Raw genomic sequence first — 17,621 nt, 5'->3', positions numbered from 1 at the left:
CGGGCAGGGCGCAACCGCGCTTCCCATAAGCAACAGCAGCATCGCTCCACCCCGGGTAATAGAGTGCGGCAAGGAGGCAGGGTCTTGCCATACGAGCGATGCCGCCCGCATTTTATCTCATGTAAGATAAATGTAGTGTAATTTCGGTAAGAAATACGGAATAACGGGTGTCGCGGGGCTTTCGATTCCCAAACGGACATTGATTCGCGCGGCCAATAACGCTACGCTAACGCCTTTGTTGGTCGTCAACTACTTGATTTAACAGCGGGAACCCTGGTTCATGGCACGCAAGTGGCTCCGCAACGGCGCGCTCGCGTCCGTCTTCGCGATGTTCGCGATGGGTATCGTCGGCACGCCGACGGGCAGTCTGGTTTCCGCCGCTTACGCACGGGAGGCCGTTCCGGCCGACGTGGCCGCGAGCGGGCTCGATACGATCCCGACCGCCCGTCTTCCGCGCGAGGCCGTGACCACGCTGGGCCTGATCGGCGCCGGCGGCCCCTATCCGTACGAGAAAGACGGCGTGGTGTTCGGCAATCGCGAGCGGATCCTGCCGAAGGCGAAGCGCGGCTACTACCATGAGTACACGGTGCCGACGCCGCGTGCGCGCAATCGCGGCGCGCGCCGGATCGTCTGTGGCGGGCCGTTGCGCCGGATCGACAACTGTTATTACACGGGCGACCACTACAACAGTTTTAAACGTATTGTTGAATGACTTCGGGACGAATGGCATGAGCGACTCCATCTACGCGCACGATACGGCGGCGGCGGAACTGTTCGCGGCCGGCGACGGCAATCTGTTTCAGCGTGTGATTCAGCTGCACGCGGCGGCGCAGGCCGGCGGCACGCCGGAGCAACAGGAAGCCGAGCCCGGGCTTTCATCGAACGAGGAGCCTATGAGCCTTTTCACGACCGTGCGACCCAATCTCGTGCAGTCGATCCGCGCGTTCCGCGTGCAGGATCTCGCCGACGAAGCCGGTCGGCTCGGCCAGCATTTCCTGTATGCGTATTGCGGCGCCGCGCAGTCGAAGCAGGAAGTCATGGAAACGATCGCGACCTCGTTCCTGTTTCCGAAGCATTTCGGGAAGAACTACGACGCGCTGTACGACTGCCTCACCGACCTCGTCGCGAAGGCCGGCGCGCAGCCCGGCTTCGTGATCGTCCTGGAAGGGCTGCCGATCGCGCAGAAATTCGACAAGGAAGGGCGCGAAACGCTGCTCGACGTGTTCCGCGAGGCGGCCGAATTCTGGGCCGAGCGCAAGGTCGCGTTCCGCGTGTTCTACTCGTTCGCGTAAGCGCACGGTCGGCCCGCGCGGCCGATTCGGCGATTCGGTAACAAGCCCGCTTCGAGCGGGCTTTTTTGCGTGTGCGACTCGCGCTCGGCTGCATGGCGCGACGCGCTGACGCGCGTCACCACCCGCCCCAGCGCGCCGCCACCGCCGCGAGCACGGCCGCGCCGGCCGTCTCGGTGCGCAGCACACGCGGCCCGAGCGACAGCGCGGTGAACCCGCGTGCGCGGGCCGCATTTTCCTCGTCGGGCGACAGCCCGCCTTCGGGCCCGATCAGCAGCGTGACGGCCGCCGCGGGCGGCGCGTCGGGCAGCGACGCGAACGGGATGCTCGCGCGCGGGGACAGCAGCAGCCGCAGTTCGCCGTCGGCCGGCGCGGCCGGCAGCGCATCGAGCCACGCGTTGAACCCGGCGACCGGCACGACGTCGGGCACGCGGTTGCGTCCGCATTGCTCGCACGACGCGCGCACGACGCCGCGCCAGTGCGCGACGCGCTTGTCCGCCCGTTCGCCGGACAGCTTCACGACCCCGCGCGCGGTCGACAGCGGTACGACCGCCGCGACGCCGAGCTCGACGGCCTTCTCGATCACCCAGTCCATCTTGTCGCCGCCGGCGATCCCCTGCGCGAGCGTCACGCGATAGGGCGGTTCGGCCTCGACAGGCTCGAACGTATCGATCTGCGCGAGCGCGTTGCGCTTGTCGAGCTCGACGAGTCGCGCGCGGTACTGGCCGCCCGTGCCGTCGAACAACGCGAGCACGTCGCCCGGCTGCAGGCGCAGCACCTGCACGTGGCGCGCGACGTCGGCCGGCAAGGCGAGCGTGGCGTCGGCGCGCAGCGCGGCGTCGACGAAAAAGCGCGGCACGGCCGCGGTGGTGGTGGCTTCATTCATGCGTGTGGCGGTTTCGGTCATGCGTCGAGACGGCACCCGAGCGCCCAGCGGTAGCCGTCGAGATCCTCGATCTGCGCGAACCGGTCGCCCCAGAACTGGTCCTGCGGCGCGCTCAGTGATTTCGCGCCCGCATCGAGCGCGCGCTGCCAGGTGGCGTCGACGTCGTCGACATACAGATAGAACGATTGCGGCGCGGTGGCGTTCGCGCGCTTCGGCGTGAGCGCGGGCGAACCGAACGCGCCTTCGGGCGCGAACATCACGATCAACTGGCCGCGATAGGCCATCTCGACGTGCATGATCGCGCCGTCCTCGTCGTGCACGTCGCGTACGGTGAAGCCGAATGCGGCCTTGAAGAACTCGATGGCCGCGCGCGCGTTGCGTACGGCCAGGTAGGGCGTCAACCAAGGCACGTTGGCCGGACGTGGATCGGTCATGAAAATCTCCTGTTGCACGGTGTCGGCGCGTCGGCGCCTGCGCCGGTCTCATGCTGGAACAATGGAACGTTGCGGCCGTCCGGATGTTCAGCGGCGAACGCCCAGTGTATCGCGCAGCGCGCGCGGCAGGGTAAAGAGGGACGCATGCAGCCGCGCATCGTAATAGCGCAAGCCGCCGACGCGGCGGGCCGCGAGCCGGTCGTCGACGTCGTGCGCGAACAGCGCGGCCGCATCGAGCGTGTCGCTCGCGATCGCCATCAGCCACTGCGAGCCGTACAGCGGCACGTGCGCGGACAGCAGATCGACGACCGCGAAGCTCGCGCGCAGGTCGTCGAGCAGCGCGGCGATGCGCGCGGCATGGAACACCGGCGAGCCGAGATGCATCGAGATCGCGCCGCAGCGCGTGAGGATCCGCTTGAGCCGCGCGTAGAACGCACGCGTATAGAGGCCGGCCGCCGGCGAATCGGGCGGCGTGAGGTCGAACACGACGAGATCGAAATGTTCGACCGTCGATTCGACGAAATGCGCGGCGTCGCCGATCACGACCTCGACGCGCGGGTCGTCGAGCGCGCCCTGGTGCACGTCGTCGAGATAGCGGCGCGCCATCCCGACCACCTCGTCGTCGAGTTCGGCGATCACGATCCGCTCGATGCACGCGTGCTTGAGCAACTGGCGTGCGGCGCCGCCGTCGCCGCCGCCGAGCACGAGCGCCTTCCTCGGGCACGGATGCGCGAGCGCGGCCGGGTGCGTCATGCACTCGTGATAGACGAACTCGTCGCCGACCGACGTCATCGGCCGGCCGTCCAGCGTAAACAGCCGGCCGAGCTGCGGCGTTTCCCAGACCTCGATCTGCTGGTGCGCGGATGCGACGTGCGCGAGCCGCCGCGCATTCGGGAAGCCGTAGGTGGCGTCGGGCGTCGGGTGAAAGAGAAGGGTGGTGCTCACGGGCGGGCCGCTGGGGCAGGGAGTTCCGACGCCTGAATTATAGGAGGCGGGCGGTTGGACGGAAAACCGTGCCGGAACACTATGCGCCGACAAGGGAAATGTCGGCCCATCTGTTAAAATGACGAGCTTTGCAGCCCCGTCCGTTGGCTCCGTCCGCTTCGCGTCCGTCAGGCGCCGCACCGCGCGCCGGGAACGATTGACGCTCGAGCTTCCGGATGCCGCCGTGCCCCCGTTTCCTCGACTCGTTCTCCGGACTCGACATGACGACTTCGTCTCCCGCCTCCACCACCCTGATGGCCAACGCGATCCGTGCGCTCGCGATGGACGCCGTCCAGCAAGCGAACTCCGGCCACCCCGGCATGCCGATGGGCATGGCCGAAATCGGCGTCGCGCTGTGGTCGCGCCATCTGAAGCACAACCCGACGAACCCGCACTGGGCCGACCGCGACCGTTTCGTGCTGTCGAACGGTCATGGCTCGATGCTGCTGTACTCGCTGCTGCACCTGACCGGCTACGACCTGCCGATCGAAGAGCTGAAGAACTTCCGCCAGCTGCACTCGAAGACGCCGGGCCACCCGGAATACGGGATCACGCCGGGCGTCGAGACGACCACCGGCCCGCTCGGCCAGGGTCTCGCGAACGCGGTCGGCATGGCGCTCGGCGAAGCGCTGATGGCCGACGAGTTCAACCGTGACGGCGCGAAGATCGTCGATCACCACACGTACGTGTTCCTCGGCGACGGCTGCCTGATGGAAGGCATCTCGCACGAAGCCTGCTCGCTCGCGGGCACGCTGAAGCTGAACAAGCTGATCGCGCTGTACGACGACAACGGCATCTCGATCGACGGCGACGTCGTGAACTGGTTCCACGACGACACGCCGAAGCGCTTCGAAGCGTACGGCTGGAACGTGATCCCGAACGTGAACGGCCACGACGTCGACGCGGTCGACGCAGCCATCGCGAAGGCGAAGCTGTCGGACAAGCCGACGCTGATCTGCTGCAAGACGGTGATCGGCAAGGGCGCGGCCACGAAGGCCGGCGGCCACGACGTGCACGGCGCGGCGCTCGGCGCGGAAGAAATCGCGAAGACGCGCGCGGCGCTCGGCTGGACCTGGGAGCCGTTCGTGATTCCGCAGGAAGTCTATGCGGCATGGGACGCGAAGGAAGCCGGCAAGCGCGCGGAGTCCGAATGGGACGCGACGTTCGCCGCCTATCGCGCGAAGTTCCCGGCAGAAGCCGCCGAATTCGAGCGCCGGATGGCCAACAAGCTGCCGGCCGACTGGGCCGAGAAGGCTGCCGCTATCATCGCCGGCGCGAACGAGCGCGCCGAGACGGTCGCGACCCGCAAGGCGTCGCAGCAGGCGATCGAAGGGCTCGCCGCCGCGCTGCCCGAGCTGCTCGGCGGCTCGGCCGACCTGACCGGCTCGAACCTGACCAACTGGAAGGCGTCGAAGGCGGTGCGCGCGAATCCGGAAGGCGCGGGCGTGCTGCTCGGCAACCACATCAACTACGGCGTGCGCGAATTCGGCATGAGCGCCGCGATCAACGGCCTCGCGCTGCACGGCGGCCACAAGCCGTTCGGCGGCACGTTCCTGACGTTCTCCGACTACAGCCGCAACGCGCTGCGCGTGGCCGCGCTGATGAAGGTGCCGTCGATCTTCGTGTTCACGCACGATTCGATCGGCCTCGGCGAAGACGGCCCGACGCACCAGTCGATCGAGCACGTGTCGAGCCTGCGCCTGATCCCGAACCACGACGTCTGGCGTCCGGCCGACACGGTCGAGACGGCCGTCGCGTGGACCCACGCGGTCGCCGCCGACCGCCCGTCGAGCCTGATCTTCAGCCGCCAGAACCTCGCGTTCAACCCGCGTACCGATGCGCAGATCGCCAACATCGAGAAGGGCGGTTACGTGCTGAAGGACTGGGATGAAGAGATCGTCGCGCGCAAGATCATCCTGATCGCGACGGGCTCGGAAGTCGAACTCGCGATGAAGGCCGTCGAGCCGCTCGCGCAGCAGGGCATCGCGGCGCGCGTCGTGTCGATGCCGTCGACCAACGTGTTCGACCGCCAGGACGCCGAATACCGCGAACGCGTGCTGCCGCACGGCGTGCGCCGCGTCGCGATCGAAGCGGGCGTGACGAGCTTCTGGCACAAGTACGTCGGCCTCGAAGGCGGCGTCGTCGGGATCGACACGTTCGGCGAATCGGCGCCGGCCGGCGTGCTGTTCAAGTACTTCGGCTTCACCGTCGAACACGTCGTCGAGACGGCCAAGGCCGTGCTGGCCTAAAAGCATGTGCGGCGCGCGCCACCCGTTGCGCGCGTCGCCCCGTGAAGCTGCACGAAACGAATTTTTTCAGCCATCAGGAGATAACCATGACGATTCGCGTCGCAATCAACGGCTACGGCCGTATCGGCCGCAACACGCTGCGCGCGTTCTATGAAAACGGCAAGAAGCACGATCTCGAGATCGTCGCGATCAACGACCTGGGCGATGCGAAGACCAACGCGCACCTGACCCAGTACGACACCGCGCACGGCAAGTTCCCGGGCGAAGTGTCGGTCGACGGCGACTACCTCGTCGTGAACGGCGACAAGATCCGCGTGCTGGCGAACCGCAACCCGGCCGAACTGCCGTGGGGCGAGCTGGGCGTCGACGTCGTGATGGAGTGCACGGGCTTCTTCACGACGAAGGAAAAGGCGAGCGCGCACCTGAAGGGCGGCGCGAAGAAGGTGATCATCTCGGCGCCGGGCGGCAAGGACGTCGACGCGACGATCGTCTACGGCGTGAACCACGACGTGCTGAAGGCCGAGCACACGGTCATCTCGAACGCATCGTGCACGACGAACTGCCTCGCGCCGCTCGTCAAGCCGCTGAACGACAAGATCGGCCTCGAAACCGGCCTGATGACGACGATTCACGCGTACACGAACGACCAGGTGCTGACGGACGTCTATCACGAAGACCTGCGCCGCGCGCGTTCGGCCACGCACAGCCAGATCCCGACGAAGACGGGTGCCGCATCGGCCGTCGGCCTCGTGCTGCCGGAACTGAACGGCAAGCTCGACGGCTACGCGATCCGCGTCCCGACGATCAACGTGTCGATCGTCGACCTGTCGTTCATCGCGAAGCGCGACACGACGGTCGAGGAAGTCAACGCGATCATGAAGGAAGCATCGGAAGGCGCGCTGAAGGGCATCCTCGGCTACAACGACGCGCCGCTGGTGTCGATCGACTTCAACCACAACCCGGCTTCGTCGACGTTCGACGCGACGCTGACCAAGGTGTCGGGCCGCCTCGTGAAGGTGTCGAGCTGGTACGACAACGAGTGGGGCTTCTCGAACCGCATGCTCGATACGGCAATCGCATTCGCGAACGCGAAGTAATCGCGCACGTCGCGCGGCCGCCGGAAGGCGGCCGGCGTGGCGAACGAACCCGGCCCGGGGTTTCCCGGCCGGGTTTTTTATTGCCCGGCGTTCGCCGTCACGTGCTCGATCGCATCGACGAAAGCCCGCTTCAGCGGGCTGTCGAGATCGGTCCACGCGAGCCCGATGCCGCTGCGGTGACCGGCCAGATCGAGCGGCCGCGCGAGCACGTTCGGCGGCAGCGCGCTCGCCGCCTGCGCCGGGATCAGCCCGATCCCCATTCCCGCCGCGACGAGCGCGAGCATCGTCGTGAACTCGCCGAACTCCTGCGCGATCTCGAGCGTCGTGCCTGCGCGGCTCAGCGCGAGCAGCATGTCGTCGTGAAAGCCCGGCGCGTAGCGGCGCGCGAGCACGAACGTGGGGTGGCCGCTCAGGTCGGCCGGCGCGATCGTGTCGCGCGCGGCGAGCGGATGCTCGAGCGGCAGTGCGACGACGAACCCTTCCTCGAGCACCACGCGCGTGTCGATACCCGGATACGCGGCCGGCAGCCGGACCATCCCGAAATCGATTCGCCGGTCGCGCAGCGCGGCGATCTGGTCGGGCGTCGGCATGTCCTTCAGTTCGAGCGCGATCAGCGGATAGCGCTCGCGCATCGTGCGCAGCACCGCCGGCAGCAGCGCCGGCAAGACCGACGACACGAACGCGATCCGCAGCGTACCGATTTCGCCGCGGCTCGACAGCCGCGCCGTCTGTTCCGCGCGCGCAGCTTGCTGCAGCGTCGCCCGCGCTTCGGGCAGGAACACGCGCCCGGTGTCGCTCAGCTCGACCTTGTGCCGGTCGCGCTCGAACAGGCGCGCGCCGAGCTCCGCCTCGAGCGCCTTGATCTGCATGCTCAGCGCGGGCTGCACGATGCACAGGCGCTGCGCGGCGCGCCCGAAATGCAGCTCTTCCGCGAGCGTGACGAAGGCGCGCAATTGCTTGAGTTCCATGGGCGGCGGGTGCGAGACGTACGGTAATCAATTTTCATGATAACCGGATCAAAAAAGACCATTGGCGTGGACCGGGCCGGCGGCCGAAGATACCGTCAACGCGAGACCGGCCGCGACGGGCAGCCGGCTCGACTGGCACGAGGAGACATCCATGACCCACGCGCTTGACCGGTTCCGCCTCGATGGCCGCCGCGCGCTGATTACCGGTTCCGGCCGCGGGATCGGGCTGACGCTCGCCCGCGGGCTCGCGGAAGCCGGGGCGGCAATCGTCATCAACGATCGCAATGAAGAGAAGGCCGCGACGCTCGCGCGCCAGTTCCGCGACGAAGGCTTCGCGGCCGACCACGCGGTGTTCGACGTGGCCGAGCACGCGCAGGTACGCGCGGCGGTCGACGATTTCGAGGCGCGCGTCGGCGCGATCGACATCCTGGTGAACAACGCCGGCATCCAGCGGCGGGCGCCGCTCGACGCATTCGACCCGGACGACTGGCATGCGCTGATGCGCGTGAACCTCGACGGCGTGTTCAACGTCGCGCAGGCCGTCGCGCGGCACATGATCGCGCGCGGCCGCGGCAAGATCATCAACATCTGCTCGGTGCAGAGCGAGCTCGCGCGGCCGACGATCGCGCCGTACGCGGCGACCAAGGGCGCGGTGCGGATGCTGACCAAAGGGATGTGCGCGGACTGGGCGCGCCACGGTATCCAGGCGAACGGGCTCGCGCCCGGTTATTTCGAAACCGAACTGAATCGCGCGCTGGTCGACGACGCGGCGTTTTCGGACTGGCTGTGCAAGCGCACGCCGGCCGGCCGCTGGGGGCAGGTCGACGAGCTGTGCGGCGCGGCGATCTTTCTCGCGTCGGCCGCATCCGATTTCGTGAACGGCCAGACGCTGTTCGTCGATGGCGGGCTGACGAGCGCCGTCTGACAAGGAGAATGTCGTGCGTATGCGTTGCATGTGTGTCGTGATCCACGGGCCGAACGACCTGCGGGTCGAGGAGCAGGACGCGGGCGAGATTGGCCCGGGCCAGGTGCGCGTCGACGTCGCGATGGGCGGCATCTGCGGTTCTGACCTTCATTACTTCCGGCATGGCGGCTTCGGCGCGATCCGGCTGCAGCAGCCGATGGTGCTCGGCCACGAGGTAGCCGGCACGGTCGCGGAAGTGGCGCCGGACGTGACGTCGGTGCAGGTCGGCGACCGCGTCGCGGTCAATCCGAGCCGGCCGTGCGGCGCATGCCGCTACTGTCTCGAAGGGCTGCCGAACCAGTGTCTCGACATGCGCTTCTACGGCAGCGCGATGCGGATGCCGCACGTGCAGGGCGCGTTCCGTAACGCGCTCGTGTGCGACGCGGTGCAATGCGTGAAGGTCGCCGATCACGTGCCGCTGTCGCTCGCGGCGCTGGCCGAGCCGTTCGCGGTCGGGCTGCACGCGGTGTCGCGCGCGGGCCCGCTGATCGGCAAGCGCGTGCTCGTGTCGGGTTGCGGGCCGATCGGCGTGCTGGCGGTCGCGGCGGCGCGCGTGCACGGTGCGGCGGAGATCGTCGCGACCGACGTCGTCGACGCGCCGCTGGACGTGGCGCGCGCGCTCGGCGCGGACCGGGCGATCAACGCGGCGGCCGATAGCGGCTGGGTCGAACGCTACAGCGCCGGCAAGGGCACGTTCGACGTGATGATCGAGTGTTCGGGCAATGCGCGCGCGCTGCGCGACGGGCTGGACGTGATGCGGCCGCGCGGTGTTGTCGTGCAGCTCGGGCTCGGCGGCGACGTGAGCCTGCCGCAGAACGTCGTGGTCGCGAAGGAACTGTCGATCTGCGGCTCGTTCCGCTTCCACGCGGAATTCGCGCTGGCGGTGCAACTGATCAACGCGGGGCGCGTCAACCTGCGGCCGGCCGTCACGCGCGTGTTCCCGATGCGCGACGCGAACCTCGCGTTCGAACTGGCGGGCGACCGCCAGCGTGCGATGAAGGTGCTGATCGATTTCGCGAACGAGGCCGCTTGACGGTGCGGCGTTAGCGTCGCGACGGCAGCGGCGCCGTTGGCAAAAAGGCACGCCCGCGATGCGCGGCGCGTGCCTTTTTCGTCGGGCGTCGGCGCGGGAGGGTTACGCGCCGGGCGTCGGGAAGAAGACGCCTGCGCGCTGCGCGGCGTTCGCGATATGCGTTTCGATCGCGGTGCCGGCGGCGGCCGCATCGCGCGCGATCAGCGCGTCGACGATCGCGCGGTGCTCGTGCCACGTCGACAGCAGCAGCTCGCGCCGGTAGAAGGGCATGCGCTGGCTTTCCTTCATGATGTCCGCGCTGCTGCGCAGGATCGACTCGATCGCCGCGTTGCCGGCCAGATGGATGATCCGCATGTGAAAGTCGAAGTCGAGCCGCGATGCCTCGTCGAGCACGCTGTCGGTCAGCGCGACGTGCAGGTCGGCGAGGTTGTCCTCGAACCACGCGATGTCGTCGTCGCTGACGACGTGCGCGGCCATCCGCGCGGCGAACCCTTCGAGCGCGTAGCGCATCTGGTAGGTGTCGGGCGGTGACGACTGCTCGGCGAATCGCCACGGATGCGCGGCCGACGCCTGCGCGCTTTCGACGTACACGCCCTTGCCCGCGCGGATGCGCAGCATCCCGAGCGCCTCGAGCGTCGACAGCGCCTCGCGCAGCGACGCGCGGCTGATCTCCAGCTCCTCGGAGAGCTGGCGCTGGGCCGGCAGCAGGCTGCCGACCGGGTACACGCCTGCCTCGATCCGGTCGCGGATCGTTGCGATGGCGGTGTCGGTCACGGTATGCGGAACATTTTTCATGGTGTGAACGATGGCCGGTCTGACCGGCATTGTAATCCGCACGCAGGCCGTGCACGACCGGCTACGGGAAAGCCACGATCCGCCCCTTTCCGACGCGCCGCCCGCACGTGCGCGGGGGCGGGAAATCCCTATTTTGTCCGTCCTTGACGCGACTATATCGGCTTCCTACTATCCACCATAACATCACTGGTCTTACCAGTATGAACAGACGAAACTGCAACCGTTGGATCGGGAGAGCGCCGTGTCGAAATTCCTCAATTCGCTGTTTGGCCGGGTAGTCGTCGCACTGATACTCGGGGTCGCGCTCGGCGCGTTCTTCCCGCATTTCGCCGAGTCGCTGCGCCCGCTCGGCGACGGCTTCCTGAAGCTGATCAAGATGGTGATCGGCCCGATCGTGTTCTGCGTCGTGGTCAGCGGGATGGCCAATGCGGGCGACCTGAAGAAGGTCGGCCGGGTCGGCCTGAAGGCCGTCGTCTACTTCGAGGTGATGACGACGCTCGCGCTTGGCATCGGGCTCGTGCTCGCATGGGTCACGCGCCCGGGCGTCGGGATGAACATCGACCTGCGCTCGCTCGATGCGGCGTCGCTGTCGACGTACGCTAAAAACGCCGAAAGCCTGAAGGATACGGCCGGCTACCTGATGAAGATCATCCCCGACACCGCGATCGACGCGTTCGCGAAGGGCGACATCCTGCAGATCCTCGTGTTCGCGGTGCTGTTCGGCTCGGCGCTGTCGCTGCTCGGCGACAAGGCGCAGCGCGTCAATTCGCTGATCGAGGAACTGTCGCACGTGTTCTTCCGGATCATCGGCTTCATCATCAAGCTCGCGCCGCTCGGCGTGCTTGGCGCGATCGCGTTCACGACCGGCAAGTACGGCGTCGCGTCGCTCAAGCAGCTCGGCTACCTGGTTGCGGTGTTCTACCTGAGCTGCTTCGTGTTCGTCACGGTCGTGCTCGGCGTGGTGATGCGGCTCGCGGGCTTCTCGGTGTTCAAGCTGATCCGCTACCTGCGCGAGGAACTGTCGATCGTGCTCGGCACGGCGTCGTCGGACGCGGTGCTGCCGCAGGTGATGAGCAAGCTCGAATACATGGGCATCAAGGATTCGACGGTCGGCCTCGTGATCCCGACCGGCTATTCGTTCAATCTCGACGGCTTCTCGATCTACCTGACGCTCGCCGTGCTGTTCATCGCGCAGGCCACCAACACGCCGCTGTCCACGCACGACCTGATCGTCGTGCTGCTCGTGTCGCTCGTCACGTCGAAGGGCGCGCACGGCATTCCCGGCTCGGCGATCGTGATTCTCGCGGCGACGCTGTCGGCGATCCCCGCGATTCCGGTGCTCGGCCTCGTGCTGATCCTGCCGGTCGACTGGTTCGTCGGCATCGCCCGCGCGCTGACCAACCTGATCGGCAACTGCGTCGCGACGGTGGTCGTCGCGGTATGGGAGAACGACATCGACCGCGCCCGCGCGACGCGCGTGCTGAACCGCGAGCTGCGCTACGTGGCCGACGCGCCGGGCGGCGCCGCACCGGTCGCAGGCGATCAGGCCCACGCGCTCTGAGCGCGACGCCCGGGCGGCGCGGCTTCCCCGGCCGCGCCGCGCGACCGAACTTCATGCGACCGGCGCGCTGATGCGCCGGCGCTTCTCAAAACGATGGAGACGACATGGCAGCCCCCATTCTCGATCCGAACGCGCCGGCTTTCACGCGGCGCTACATGAACCTCGCCGACCCGCGCCTCGGCGCGCAGGCGCTCTTCGCCAGCGACGAATTCTTCGCGCCGAAGGAGCGCATGCTCGATCCCGAGCCGGCCGTGTTCATTCCCGGCAAGTACGACGACCACGGCAAGTGGATGGACGGCTGGGAAACGCGCCGCAAGCGCACGACCGGCCACGATTTCTGCGTGGTGCGCCTCGCGCGGCCGGGCGTGATCCATGGCGTCGATCTCGACACGAGCCACTTCACCGGCAACTTTCCGCCGGCCGCGTCGATCGAGGCCTGCGCGGTGGACGGCGACACGCCGCCCGACGACGCCGAGTGGCGCACGATCGTCCCCGCGACGACGCTGCAGGGTAATTCGCATCACTACGTGAGCGTCGACGATGCGCGGCCGGTCACGCACCTGCGCGTGAACCTGTATCCGGACGGCGGGCTGGCGCGGCTGCGCGTGTACGGCCAGCCGCAGCGCGACTGGCGTCACGTGCCGGCGGGCGAGCTCATCGATCTCGCGGCGATCGAGAACGGCGGCTATCTCGTGGCCGCGAACAACCAGCACTTCGGCCCGGCCTCGCAGATGCTGATGCCGGGGCGCGGCGCGAACATGGGCGACGGCTGGGAAACGCGGCGCCGCCGCGAGCCCGGCAACGACTGGGCGATCGTCGCGCTCGCGCGGCCGGGCATCATCCGGCGCGTCGAGGTCGATACGGCGTTCTTCAAGGGCAATTTCCCCGACCGCTGCTCGCTGCAGGCCGCGCACGTGACGGGCGGCACCGACGATTCGCTCGTCACGCAGGCGATGTTCTGGGCCGAGCTGCTCGGCGAGCAGAAGCTGCAGATGGATCACGTGCACACGTTCGACCAGCTCGCGGCGCTCGGCCCCGTCACGCACGTGCGGTTCAACATCTTCCCGGACGGCGGCGTGTCGCGCCTGCGTCTGTGGGGCGAGCCGGCTTGAAGGAGGCAGCGGCATGAGCGGAACCCCGATCCTGCGCGTCGAGCGCCTGACCCGCGAAGCGTTCGCGCCGTTCGGCGACGTGATCGCGCTCGAAGGCGCGCGGCATTTCCCGATCAACGGCGGCACGACCGAGCGCTTTCACGATCTCGCGACGATCGATGTGTGCGCGGACGGCGGTCGGCCGCTCGTCAGCGTGTTTCGTGCGCAGCCGCGCGCGCTGCCGGTCGCGGTCACGCTGATGGAGCGCCATCCGCACGGCAGCCAGGCGTTCATCCCGCTCGCGGCGGTGTCGCGCTACGCGATCGTCGTCGCGCCGGCCGGCGAATTCCGGCCCGACGCGATGCGCGCTTTCCTGGCCGAGGGCTGGCAGGGCGTCAATTATGCGAAGGGCGTCTGGCACCATCCGCTGCTCGCGCTCGACGCGGTCAGCGATTTCGTGATCGTCGATCGCGGCGGCCCGCAGCCGAACTGCGACGAGATCCCGCTGGAGCGCGCGTGGGCGCTCGATCTCGAGCCGGCCTGCGCGCGCGCCGAAGGGCTTTCGTAAGCATGCCGGGCGCACGGCACGTGCGCCGAAAAAGCACACGGCCCGGGCGGCGAGATGCCGGCCGGGCCGTGCTGTGTGCGGGTGGCGCGATTCAGTGCTTGCGGTGCGGGCAGTTCTCGGTCGTGCACGAACCGTACATCGCGAGCGAGTGCTCCTGGAGCCGGAAGCCGCGCTCCTTCGCGATCGCCTGCTGGCGGCTCTCGATCTCGGCGTCGAAGAATTCCTCGACGCGGCCGCAATCGAGGCACACGAGGTGGTCGTGGTGCGAACCTTCGTTCAGCTCGAACACCGCCTTGCCGGATTCGAAGTTGCTGCGCGACAGCAGGCCGGCCTGCTCGAACTGCGTGAGCACGCGATAGACGGTGGCGAGCCCGATGTCGAGCTGCTCGTTGAGCAGGTTGCGGTAGACGTCTTCGGCCGTCAGGTGACGCACGGGGCTCTGCTGGAAAATCTCGAGAATCTTGAGGCGCGGTAGGGTGGCCTTTAGCCCGATATTCTTGAGATCCGTCGGATTGGTCATGGCTAGGCATCCCTAGAGTACAATGCAGGGCTTCAATGTTACCGGCTTTTCGCCGTTCCAGATATACGCGCGGCCTGCACGCGGGCCAGCACGGTGAAGGAAATGATCCCAGAATCGCTTTCGCACTTTCAGAGGAGTCGCATGCGGAGTGCCATCATCGCTGCCGCCGCCGTCGTCGCGCTGGCGGGTTGTTCGTCGTACGACAGCGTGACGCAGCGCATCGCGCAGAGCATCACGCCGTATCGGATCACCGTCGTGCAGGGCAACTTCGTGTCGCAGGAGAAGGCCGCACAGTTGCAGGTCGGCATGACGCGCGAGCAGGTCCGCGCACTGCTCGGCACGCCGCTGCTCGCGGACATGTTCCACGCGGATCGCTGGGATTACCTCTTCTACTTCAAGCGCGGCTCGACGTCGATCGTCCAGCAGCGCGACCTCGTCATCAACTTCTCGGGCGATCGCGTCGCGAGCTGGACCGGCGCCGACAACCTGCCGTCCGAGCTCGACCTGCTCGCCGACATCGACGGCGACCGCGGCGGCAAGAAGGCGAAGGCCGCTGCCGCGGCGAAGAAGGCGTCCGAAGCCGCGGCGGCCGCGAGCGCCGCGCAGGCTGCTGCTGCCGCGAGCCCGGCCGCCGAGCCGGCGTCCGGCGCGGTGGTCGACCAGGATGCGAACGCGCAGGCGGCGCGCGCGGCGAACCGCGCGACCAACCAGGTGTCGGGCCAGGGTTCGGCGTCGCGCCGGTTCACGCCGGCCGCGCAGGCCTCGGGCGGCGCGCCCGTACCGGGCGGCCAGCCGCCGGGCGCCGCGCCGGCGATCCAGCCGCAGTTCCAGTTCCATCGTCCGCCGCAGCCGAACGCGACGAACGAAGCGGCGCCGCCGGTCGGCCCGCAAGGCTCGGACAACCTGCAGAACCAGCCGCTCACCGCACCGGCGCAGTAAGCGGCCGGCGTGCGGAAACGGGGCGGCATGCGCCGCCCGCCTTTAGACCTGTCGTGTAGAAAGCCATGAAGATTGCGATTGCCGGCGCATCGGGCCGAATGGGCCGGATGCTGATCGAAGCCGTTCTCAACGATGCCGACGCGCAGCTCGTCGGCGCGCTCGACCGCGCCGGTTCGCCGTTCCTCGGCCAGGATGCCGGTGCGTTTCTCGGCAAGGACACCGGGATCAGGCTGACCGACGACCTCGACGCCGTGTTCGCGCAGGCCGACTATCTGATCGATTTCACGCGTCCGGAAGGCACGATGGCGCACATCGAGGCCGCGTTGCGCCACGACGTGAGGCTCGTGATCGGCACGACCGGCTTCAGCGCCGAGCAGAAGGCCGAGCTGCAGGCCGCGGCGGCCAAGATCGGCATCGTGTTCGCGGCGAACATGAGCGTCGGCGTGAACGTCACGCTGAAGCTGCTCGAATTCGCGGCGCAGCATTTCTCGCACGGCTACGACATCGAGATCATCGAAGCGCATCACCGCCACAAGGTCGACGCGCCGTCGGGCACCGCGCTGATGATGGGCGAGGCCGTCGCCGGCGCGCTCGGCCGCTCGCTCGACGACTGCGCGGTGTACGGCCGCCACGGCGTGACGGGCGAGCGCGATCCGTCGTCGATCGGCTTTGCCGCGGTGCGCGGCGGCGACATCGTCGGCGACCACACCGTGCTGTTCGCCGGGATCGGCGAGCGCATCGAGATCACGCACAAGTCGTCGAGCCGCGTGTCGTACGCGCAGGGCGCGTTGCGTGCGGTCCGCTTCCTGTCGGCGCGCGGCGCCGGCCTGTTCGACATGCAGGACGTGCTCGGCCTGCGCTGACCCCGCGAGGAAACTCCGATGGCGATTCCCACCGGCGTTGTCCACTACCTCGAAAGCGGCGATGCGATCACGCATGCCGTCTCCTATGTGCTGCTGGCGATGTCCGTCGCCAGTTGGTGCTTCCTCCTCATGAAAGCCTGGCTGCTGGTCCGCGCGAAGCGGCAGGGGCCGCGCGCGCTCGCCGCGTTCTGGCGCGCGCCGTCGCTCGACGCGGGCATCGCCGCGCTGGCCGGCGCCGATCGCGAGCGCGTGTTCGTGCCGCTCGCCGAAGCCGCGCGCGACGCGGCCGACGACCACGACCCGGCCGCGCTGGCCGCGCGCGTCGAGCGCGGCGAACGCGTGTTGCGCGCGTTGCGTCATGCGATGCTGCGCTCGCAGCGGCGCCTCGAATTCGGCCAGGTGCTGCTCGCGTCGATCGGCAGCACCGCGCCGTTCGTCGGGCTGCTCGGCACCGTGTGGGGCATCTATCACGCGCTCGGCAGCATCGCCGCAAGTGGGCAGGCGCAGATCGAGAACGTCGCGGGGCCGGTCGGCGAGGCGCTGATCATGACCGCGTTCGGGCTCGTCGTCGCGATTCCCGCAGTGCTCGCGTACAACATCCTCGGCCGGCTCGTCCGGCAACTCGCCGAGGAACTCGACGGCTTCGCGCGCGATCTGCACGTATTCGTGTGCGCGCAGGGCGCCTGACGCGCCGGCTCCGGAGGAACGACCATGGCATTCGGCGGGCTCGAGCACCACAAGACGTCCGCGCCGATGGCGGAGATCAACATGACGCCGCTGATCGACGTGATGCTCGTGCTGCTCGTCATCTTCATCATTACCGCGCCGCTGATGACGCATGCGATCCGGCTCGACCTGCCGAAGGTCGCGGCGAGCGTCGCGCGCGACACGCCGCAGTCCGTCACGTTGTCGATCGACGACGCGGGCAAGCTCTACTGGGACGACGCGCCCGTGGCGCTCGACGCGCTGCCCGCGCGGTTCCGGGCGGCTGCCGCGGGCGCCGCGCCGCCCGAGTTGCGGCTGCGCGCGTCGCGCGCGACGCGCTACGACGTGATCGCGCAGGTGATGGGCGCCGCGCAGGCCGCGGGGCTCACGCGGATCGGCTTCGTGACCGACGTGCCGCCGGCGGGTACCGCGGCGCCCGCCGCCGCGGGCGCGCGACACTGACGCGCCGGCGAACCGCCGCGCGGATGATCATCACGCGGGTCCGCGCCCGCCGCGGGAACGGGCCGCGCGCCGCAAGACCGGCCGGATGGGCCGGCGCTGACGGTATAATCAACGTTTTTCCCGGTTGGCAGGTTTTTTCCAGGTAACCCGGAATTTTCCCGGTAACCCGGGAAATATCCGGAAACCCCGAACAGGTCCCGCAACAGCGAACCT

Annotated in this window: 19 protein-coding genes; 13 read left to right on the top strand and 6 right to left on the bottom strand. The window is 68.3% G+C overall.

Annotation, left to right across the window (positions count from 1 at the left end):
* Nucleotides 1–280 precede the first annotated feature (280 nt).
* Together A9Z05_RS02725 and A9Z05_RS02720 are read left to right on the top strand one after the other, a co-directional pair.
* A complete protein-coding gene (locus A9Z05_RS02725) occupies nt 281–712 on the top strand; it encodes a ribonuclease domain-containing protein (protein ID WP_031398890.1) in 432 nt (143 codons plus the stop codon).
* Between the two features lie 16 nt (nt 713–728).
* The gene (locus tag A9Z05_RS02720; RefSeq protein WP_006476945.1) at nt 729–1,292 is read left to right on the top strand and encodes a barstar family protein; all 564 of its coding nucleotides are present in this window, start codon (nt 729–731) and stop codon (nt 1,290–1,292) included.
* Nucleotides 1,293–1,407: 115 nt separating this feature from the next.
* Here A9Z05_RS02720 and A9Z05_RS02715 read toward each other — a convergent pair whose 3' ends face one another.
* From A9Z05_RS02715 to speE, 3 genes are all read right to left on the bottom strand, one after another.
* On the bottom strand, nt 1,408–2,175 hold the full coding sequence (locus A9Z05_RS02715; RefSeq protein WP_069616777.1) for a 16S rRNA (uracil(1498)-N(3))-methyltransferase: 768 nt from the start codon (nt 2,173–2,175) through the stop codon (nt 1,408–1,410).
* A gap of 17 nt (nt 2,176–2,192) precedes the next feature.
* Nucleotides 2,193–2,609: a glyoxalase/bleomycin resistance/extradiol dioxygenase family protein gene (locus A9Z05_RS02710; protein WP_069616776.1), complete on the bottom strand. Its 417-nt coding sequence runs from the start codon at nt 2,607–2,609 to the stop codon at nt 2,193–2,195.
* Nucleotides 2,610–2,696: 87 nt separating this feature from the next.
* Entirely contained in the window at nt 2,697–3,554 is an 858-nt protein-coding gene (speE, locus tag A9Z05_RS02705) for a polyamine aminopropyltransferase (RefSeq protein ID WP_069616775.1), read from the bottom strand.
* A 215-nt stretch (nt 3,555–3,769) separates the two neighbouring features.
* Here speE and tkt point away from each other — a divergent pair, with 215 nt between their 5' ends.
* Both tkt and gap read left to right on the top strand, forming a co-directional pair.
* Nucleotides 3,770–5,842, top strand: coding sequence for a transketolase (gene tkt / locus A9Z05_RS02700; RefSeq protein ID WP_069616774.1), 2,073 nt, complete (start codon nt 3,770–3,772; stop codon nt 5,840–5,842).
* Nucleotides 5,843–5,928: 86 nt separating this feature from the next.
* Nucleotides 5,929–6,939, top strand: coding sequence for a type I glyceraldehyde-3-phosphate dehydrogenase (gene gap / locus A9Z05_RS02695; protein WP_006476940.1), 1,011 nt, complete (start codon nt 5,929–5,931; stop codon nt 6,937–6,939).
* Between the two features lie 77 nt (nt 6,940–7,016).
* Here gap and A9Z05_RS02690 read toward each other — a convergent pair whose 3' ends face one another.
* The gene (locus A9Z05_RS02690) at nt 7,017–7,907 is read right to left on the bottom strand and encodes a LysR family transcriptional regulator (protein WP_069616773.1); all 891 of its coding nucleotides are present in this window, start codon (nt 7,905–7,907) and stop codon (nt 7,017–7,019) included.
* A 151-nt stretch (nt 7,908–8,058) separates the two neighbouring features.
* On the opposite strand from A9Z05_RS02690, the gene A9Z05_RS02685 reads away from it, so the two are divergent.
* Nucleotides 8,059–8,832: an SDR family NAD(P)-dependent oxidoreductase gene (locus A9Z05_RS02685; protein WP_069616843.1), complete on the top strand. Its 774-nt coding sequence runs from the start codon at nt 8,059–8,061 to the stop codon at nt 8,830–8,832.
* Between the two features lie 13 nt (nt 8,833–8,845).
* On the top strand, nt 8,846–9,904 hold the full coding sequence (locus A9Z05_RS02680) for an L-idonate 5-dehydrogenase (RefSeq protein ID WP_069616772.1): 1,059 nt from the start codon (nt 8,846–8,848) through the stop codon (nt 9,902–9,904).
* A gap of 102 nt (nt 9,905–10,006) precedes the next feature.
* Here A9Z05_RS02680 and A9Z05_RS02675 read toward each other — a convergent pair whose 3' ends face one another.
* Nucleotides 10,007–10,729, bottom strand: a complete 723-nt coding sequence (locus tag A9Z05_RS02675) for a FadR/GntR family transcriptional regulator (RefSeq protein WP_176730134.1) — start codon at nt 10,727–10,729, stop codon at nt 10,007–10,009.
* Nucleotides 10,730–10,940: 211 nt separating this feature from the next.
* Here A9Z05_RS02675 and A9Z05_RS02670 point away from each other — a divergent pair, with 211 nt between their 5' ends.
* The 3 genes from A9Z05_RS02670 (at nt 10,941) to A9Z05_RS02660 (ending at nt 13,919) form a co-directional block, all read left to right on the top strand.
* Nucleotides 10,941–12,260, top strand: coding sequence for a C4-dicarboxylate transporter DctA (locus A9Z05_RS02670; RefSeq protein ID WP_069616842.1), 1,320 nt, complete (start codon nt 10,941–10,943; stop codon nt 12,258–12,260).
* A 104-nt stretch (nt 12,261–12,364) separates the two neighbouring features.
* A complete protein-coding gene (alc, locus tag A9Z05_RS02665) occupies nt 12,365–13,372 on the top strand; it encodes an allantoicase (protein WP_069616770.1) in 1,008 nt (335 codons plus the stop codon).
* 13 nt (nt 13,373–13,385) lie between these two features.
* Entirely contained in the window at nt 13,386–13,919 is a 534-nt protein-coding gene (locus A9Z05_RS02660; RefSeq protein WP_069616769.1) for an ureidoglycolate lyase, read from the top strand.
* Nucleotides 13,920–14,010: 91 nt separating this feature from the next.
* On the opposite strand, the gene fur is transcribed toward A9Z05_RS02660, so the two are convergent.
* Complete coding sequence (gene fur / locus A9Z05_RS02655) at nt 14,011–14,439, bottom strand: ferric iron uptake transcriptional regulator (protein WP_006400349.1); 429 nt, start codon at nt 14,437–14,439, stop codon at nt 14,011–14,013.
* 141 nt (nt 14,440–14,580) lie between these two features.
* On the opposite strand from fur, the gene A9Z05_RS02650 reads away from it, so the two are divergent.
* The 4 genes from A9Z05_RS02650 to A9Z05_RS02635 all read left to right on the top strand — a co-directional run bounded on the left by A9Z05_RS02650 (nt 14,581) and on the right by A9Z05_RS02635 (nt 17,408).
* Nucleotides 14,581–15,378: an outer membrane protein assembly factor BamE gene (locus tag A9Z05_RS02650; RefSeq protein ID WP_069616768.1), complete on the top strand. Its 798-nt coding sequence runs from the start codon at nt 14,581–14,583 to the stop codon at nt 15,376–15,378.
* 65 nt (nt 15,379–15,443) lie between these two features.
* Nucleotides 15,444–16,241, top strand: coding sequence for a 4-hydroxy-tetrahydrodipicolinate reductase (gene dapB / locus A9Z05_RS02645; RefSeq protein ID WP_069616767.1), 798 nt, complete (start codon nt 15,444–15,446; stop codon nt 16,239–16,241).
* A gap of 18 nt (nt 16,242–16,259) precedes the next feature.
* On the top strand, nt 16,260–16,928 hold the full coding sequence (locus tag A9Z05_RS02640; RefSeq protein ID WP_069616766.1) for a MotA/TolQ/ExbB proton channel family protein: 669 nt from the start codon (nt 16,260–16,262) through the stop codon (nt 16,926–16,928).
* A 24-nt stretch (nt 16,929–16,952) separates the two neighbouring features.
* On the top strand, nt 16,953–17,408 hold the full coding sequence (locus tag A9Z05_RS02635) for a biopolymer transporter ExbD (RefSeq protein WP_069616765.1): 456 nt from the start codon (nt 16,953–16,955) through the stop codon (nt 17,406–17,408).
* Nucleotides 17,409–17,621 lie beyond the last annotated feature (213 nt).

Source organism: Burkholderia sp. A2 (assembly GCF_001729305.1).
Classification (GTDB): domain Bacteria; phylum Pseudomonadota; class Gammaproteobacteria; order Burkholderiales; family Burkholderiaceae; genus Burkholderia; species Burkholderia sola.
This window is presented reverse-complemented; position numbering and strand designations above follow the sequence as displayed.

What these genes read in the sequence shown, in the direction of transcription:
- A9Z05_RS02640 (WP_069616766.1), top strand. Translation starts at nt 16,260, where the DNA reads ATGGCGATTCCCACCGGCGTTGTCCACTACCTCGAAAGCGGCGATGCG.
- A9Z05_RS02675 (WP_176730134.1), bottom strand. Translation starts at nt 10,729, where the DNA reads ATGCCGGTCAGACCGGCCATCGTTCACACCATGAAAAATGTTCCGCAT.
- A9Z05_RS02715 (WP_069616777.1), bottom strand. Translation starts at nt 2,175, where the DNA reads ATGAATGAAGCCACCACCACCGCGGCCGTGCCGCGCTTTTTCGTCGAC.
- A9Z05_RS02650 (WP_069616768.1), top strand. Translation starts at nt 14,581, where the DNA reads ATGCGGAGTGCCATCATCGCTGCCGCCGCCGTCGTCGCGCTGGCGGGT.
- A9Z05_RS02690 (WP_069616773.1), bottom strand. Translation starts at nt 7,907, where the DNA reads ATGGAACTCAAGCAATTGCGCGCCTTCGTCACGCTCGCGGAAGAGCTG.
- gap (WP_006476940.1), top strand. Translation starts at nt 5,929, where the DNA reads ATGACGATTCGCGTCGCAATCAACGGCTACGGCCGTATCGGCCGCAAC.
- tkt (WP_069616774.1), top strand. Translation starts at nt 3,770, where the DNA reads ATGCCGCCGTGCCCCCGTTTCCTCGACTCGTTCTCCGGACTCGACATG.
- A9Z05_RS02725 (WP_031398890.1), top strand. Translation starts at nt 281, where the DNA reads ATGGCACGCAAGTGGCTCCGCAACGGCGCGCTCGCGTCCGTCTTCGCG.
- A9Z05_RS02720 (WP_006476945.1), top strand. Translation starts at nt 729, where the DNA reads ATGAGCGACTCCATCTACGCGCACGATACGGCGGCGGCGGAACTGTTC.
- A9Z05_RS02685 (WP_069616843.1), top strand. Translation starts at nt 8,059, where the DNA reads ATGACCCACGCGCTTGACCGGTTCCGCCTCGATGGCCGCCGCGCGCTG.
- A9Z05_RS02635 (WP_069616765.1), top strand. Translation starts at nt 16,953, where the DNA reads ATGGCATTCGGCGGGCTCGAGCACCACAAGACGTCCGCGCCGATGGCG.
- fur (WP_006400349.1), bottom strand. Translation starts at nt 14,439, where the DNA reads ATGACCAATCCGACGGATCTCAAGAATATCGGGCTAAAGGCCACCCTA.
- alc (WP_069616770.1), top strand. Translation starts at nt 12,365, where the DNA reads ATGGCAGCCCCCATTCTCGATCCGAACGCGCCGGCTTTCACGCGGCGC.
- A9Z05_RS02660 (WP_069616769.1), top strand. Translation starts at nt 13,386, where the DNA reads ATGAGCGGAACCCCGATCCTGCGCGTCGAGCGCCTGACCCGCGAAGCG.
- A9Z05_RS02710 (WP_069616776.1), bottom strand. Translation starts at nt 2,609, where the DNA reads ATGACCGATCCACGTCCGGCCAACGTGCCTTGGTTGACGCCCTACCTG.
- dapB (WP_069616767.1), top strand. Translation starts at nt 15,444, where the DNA reads ATGAAGATTGCGATTGCCGGCGCATCGGGCCGAATGGGCCGGATGCTG.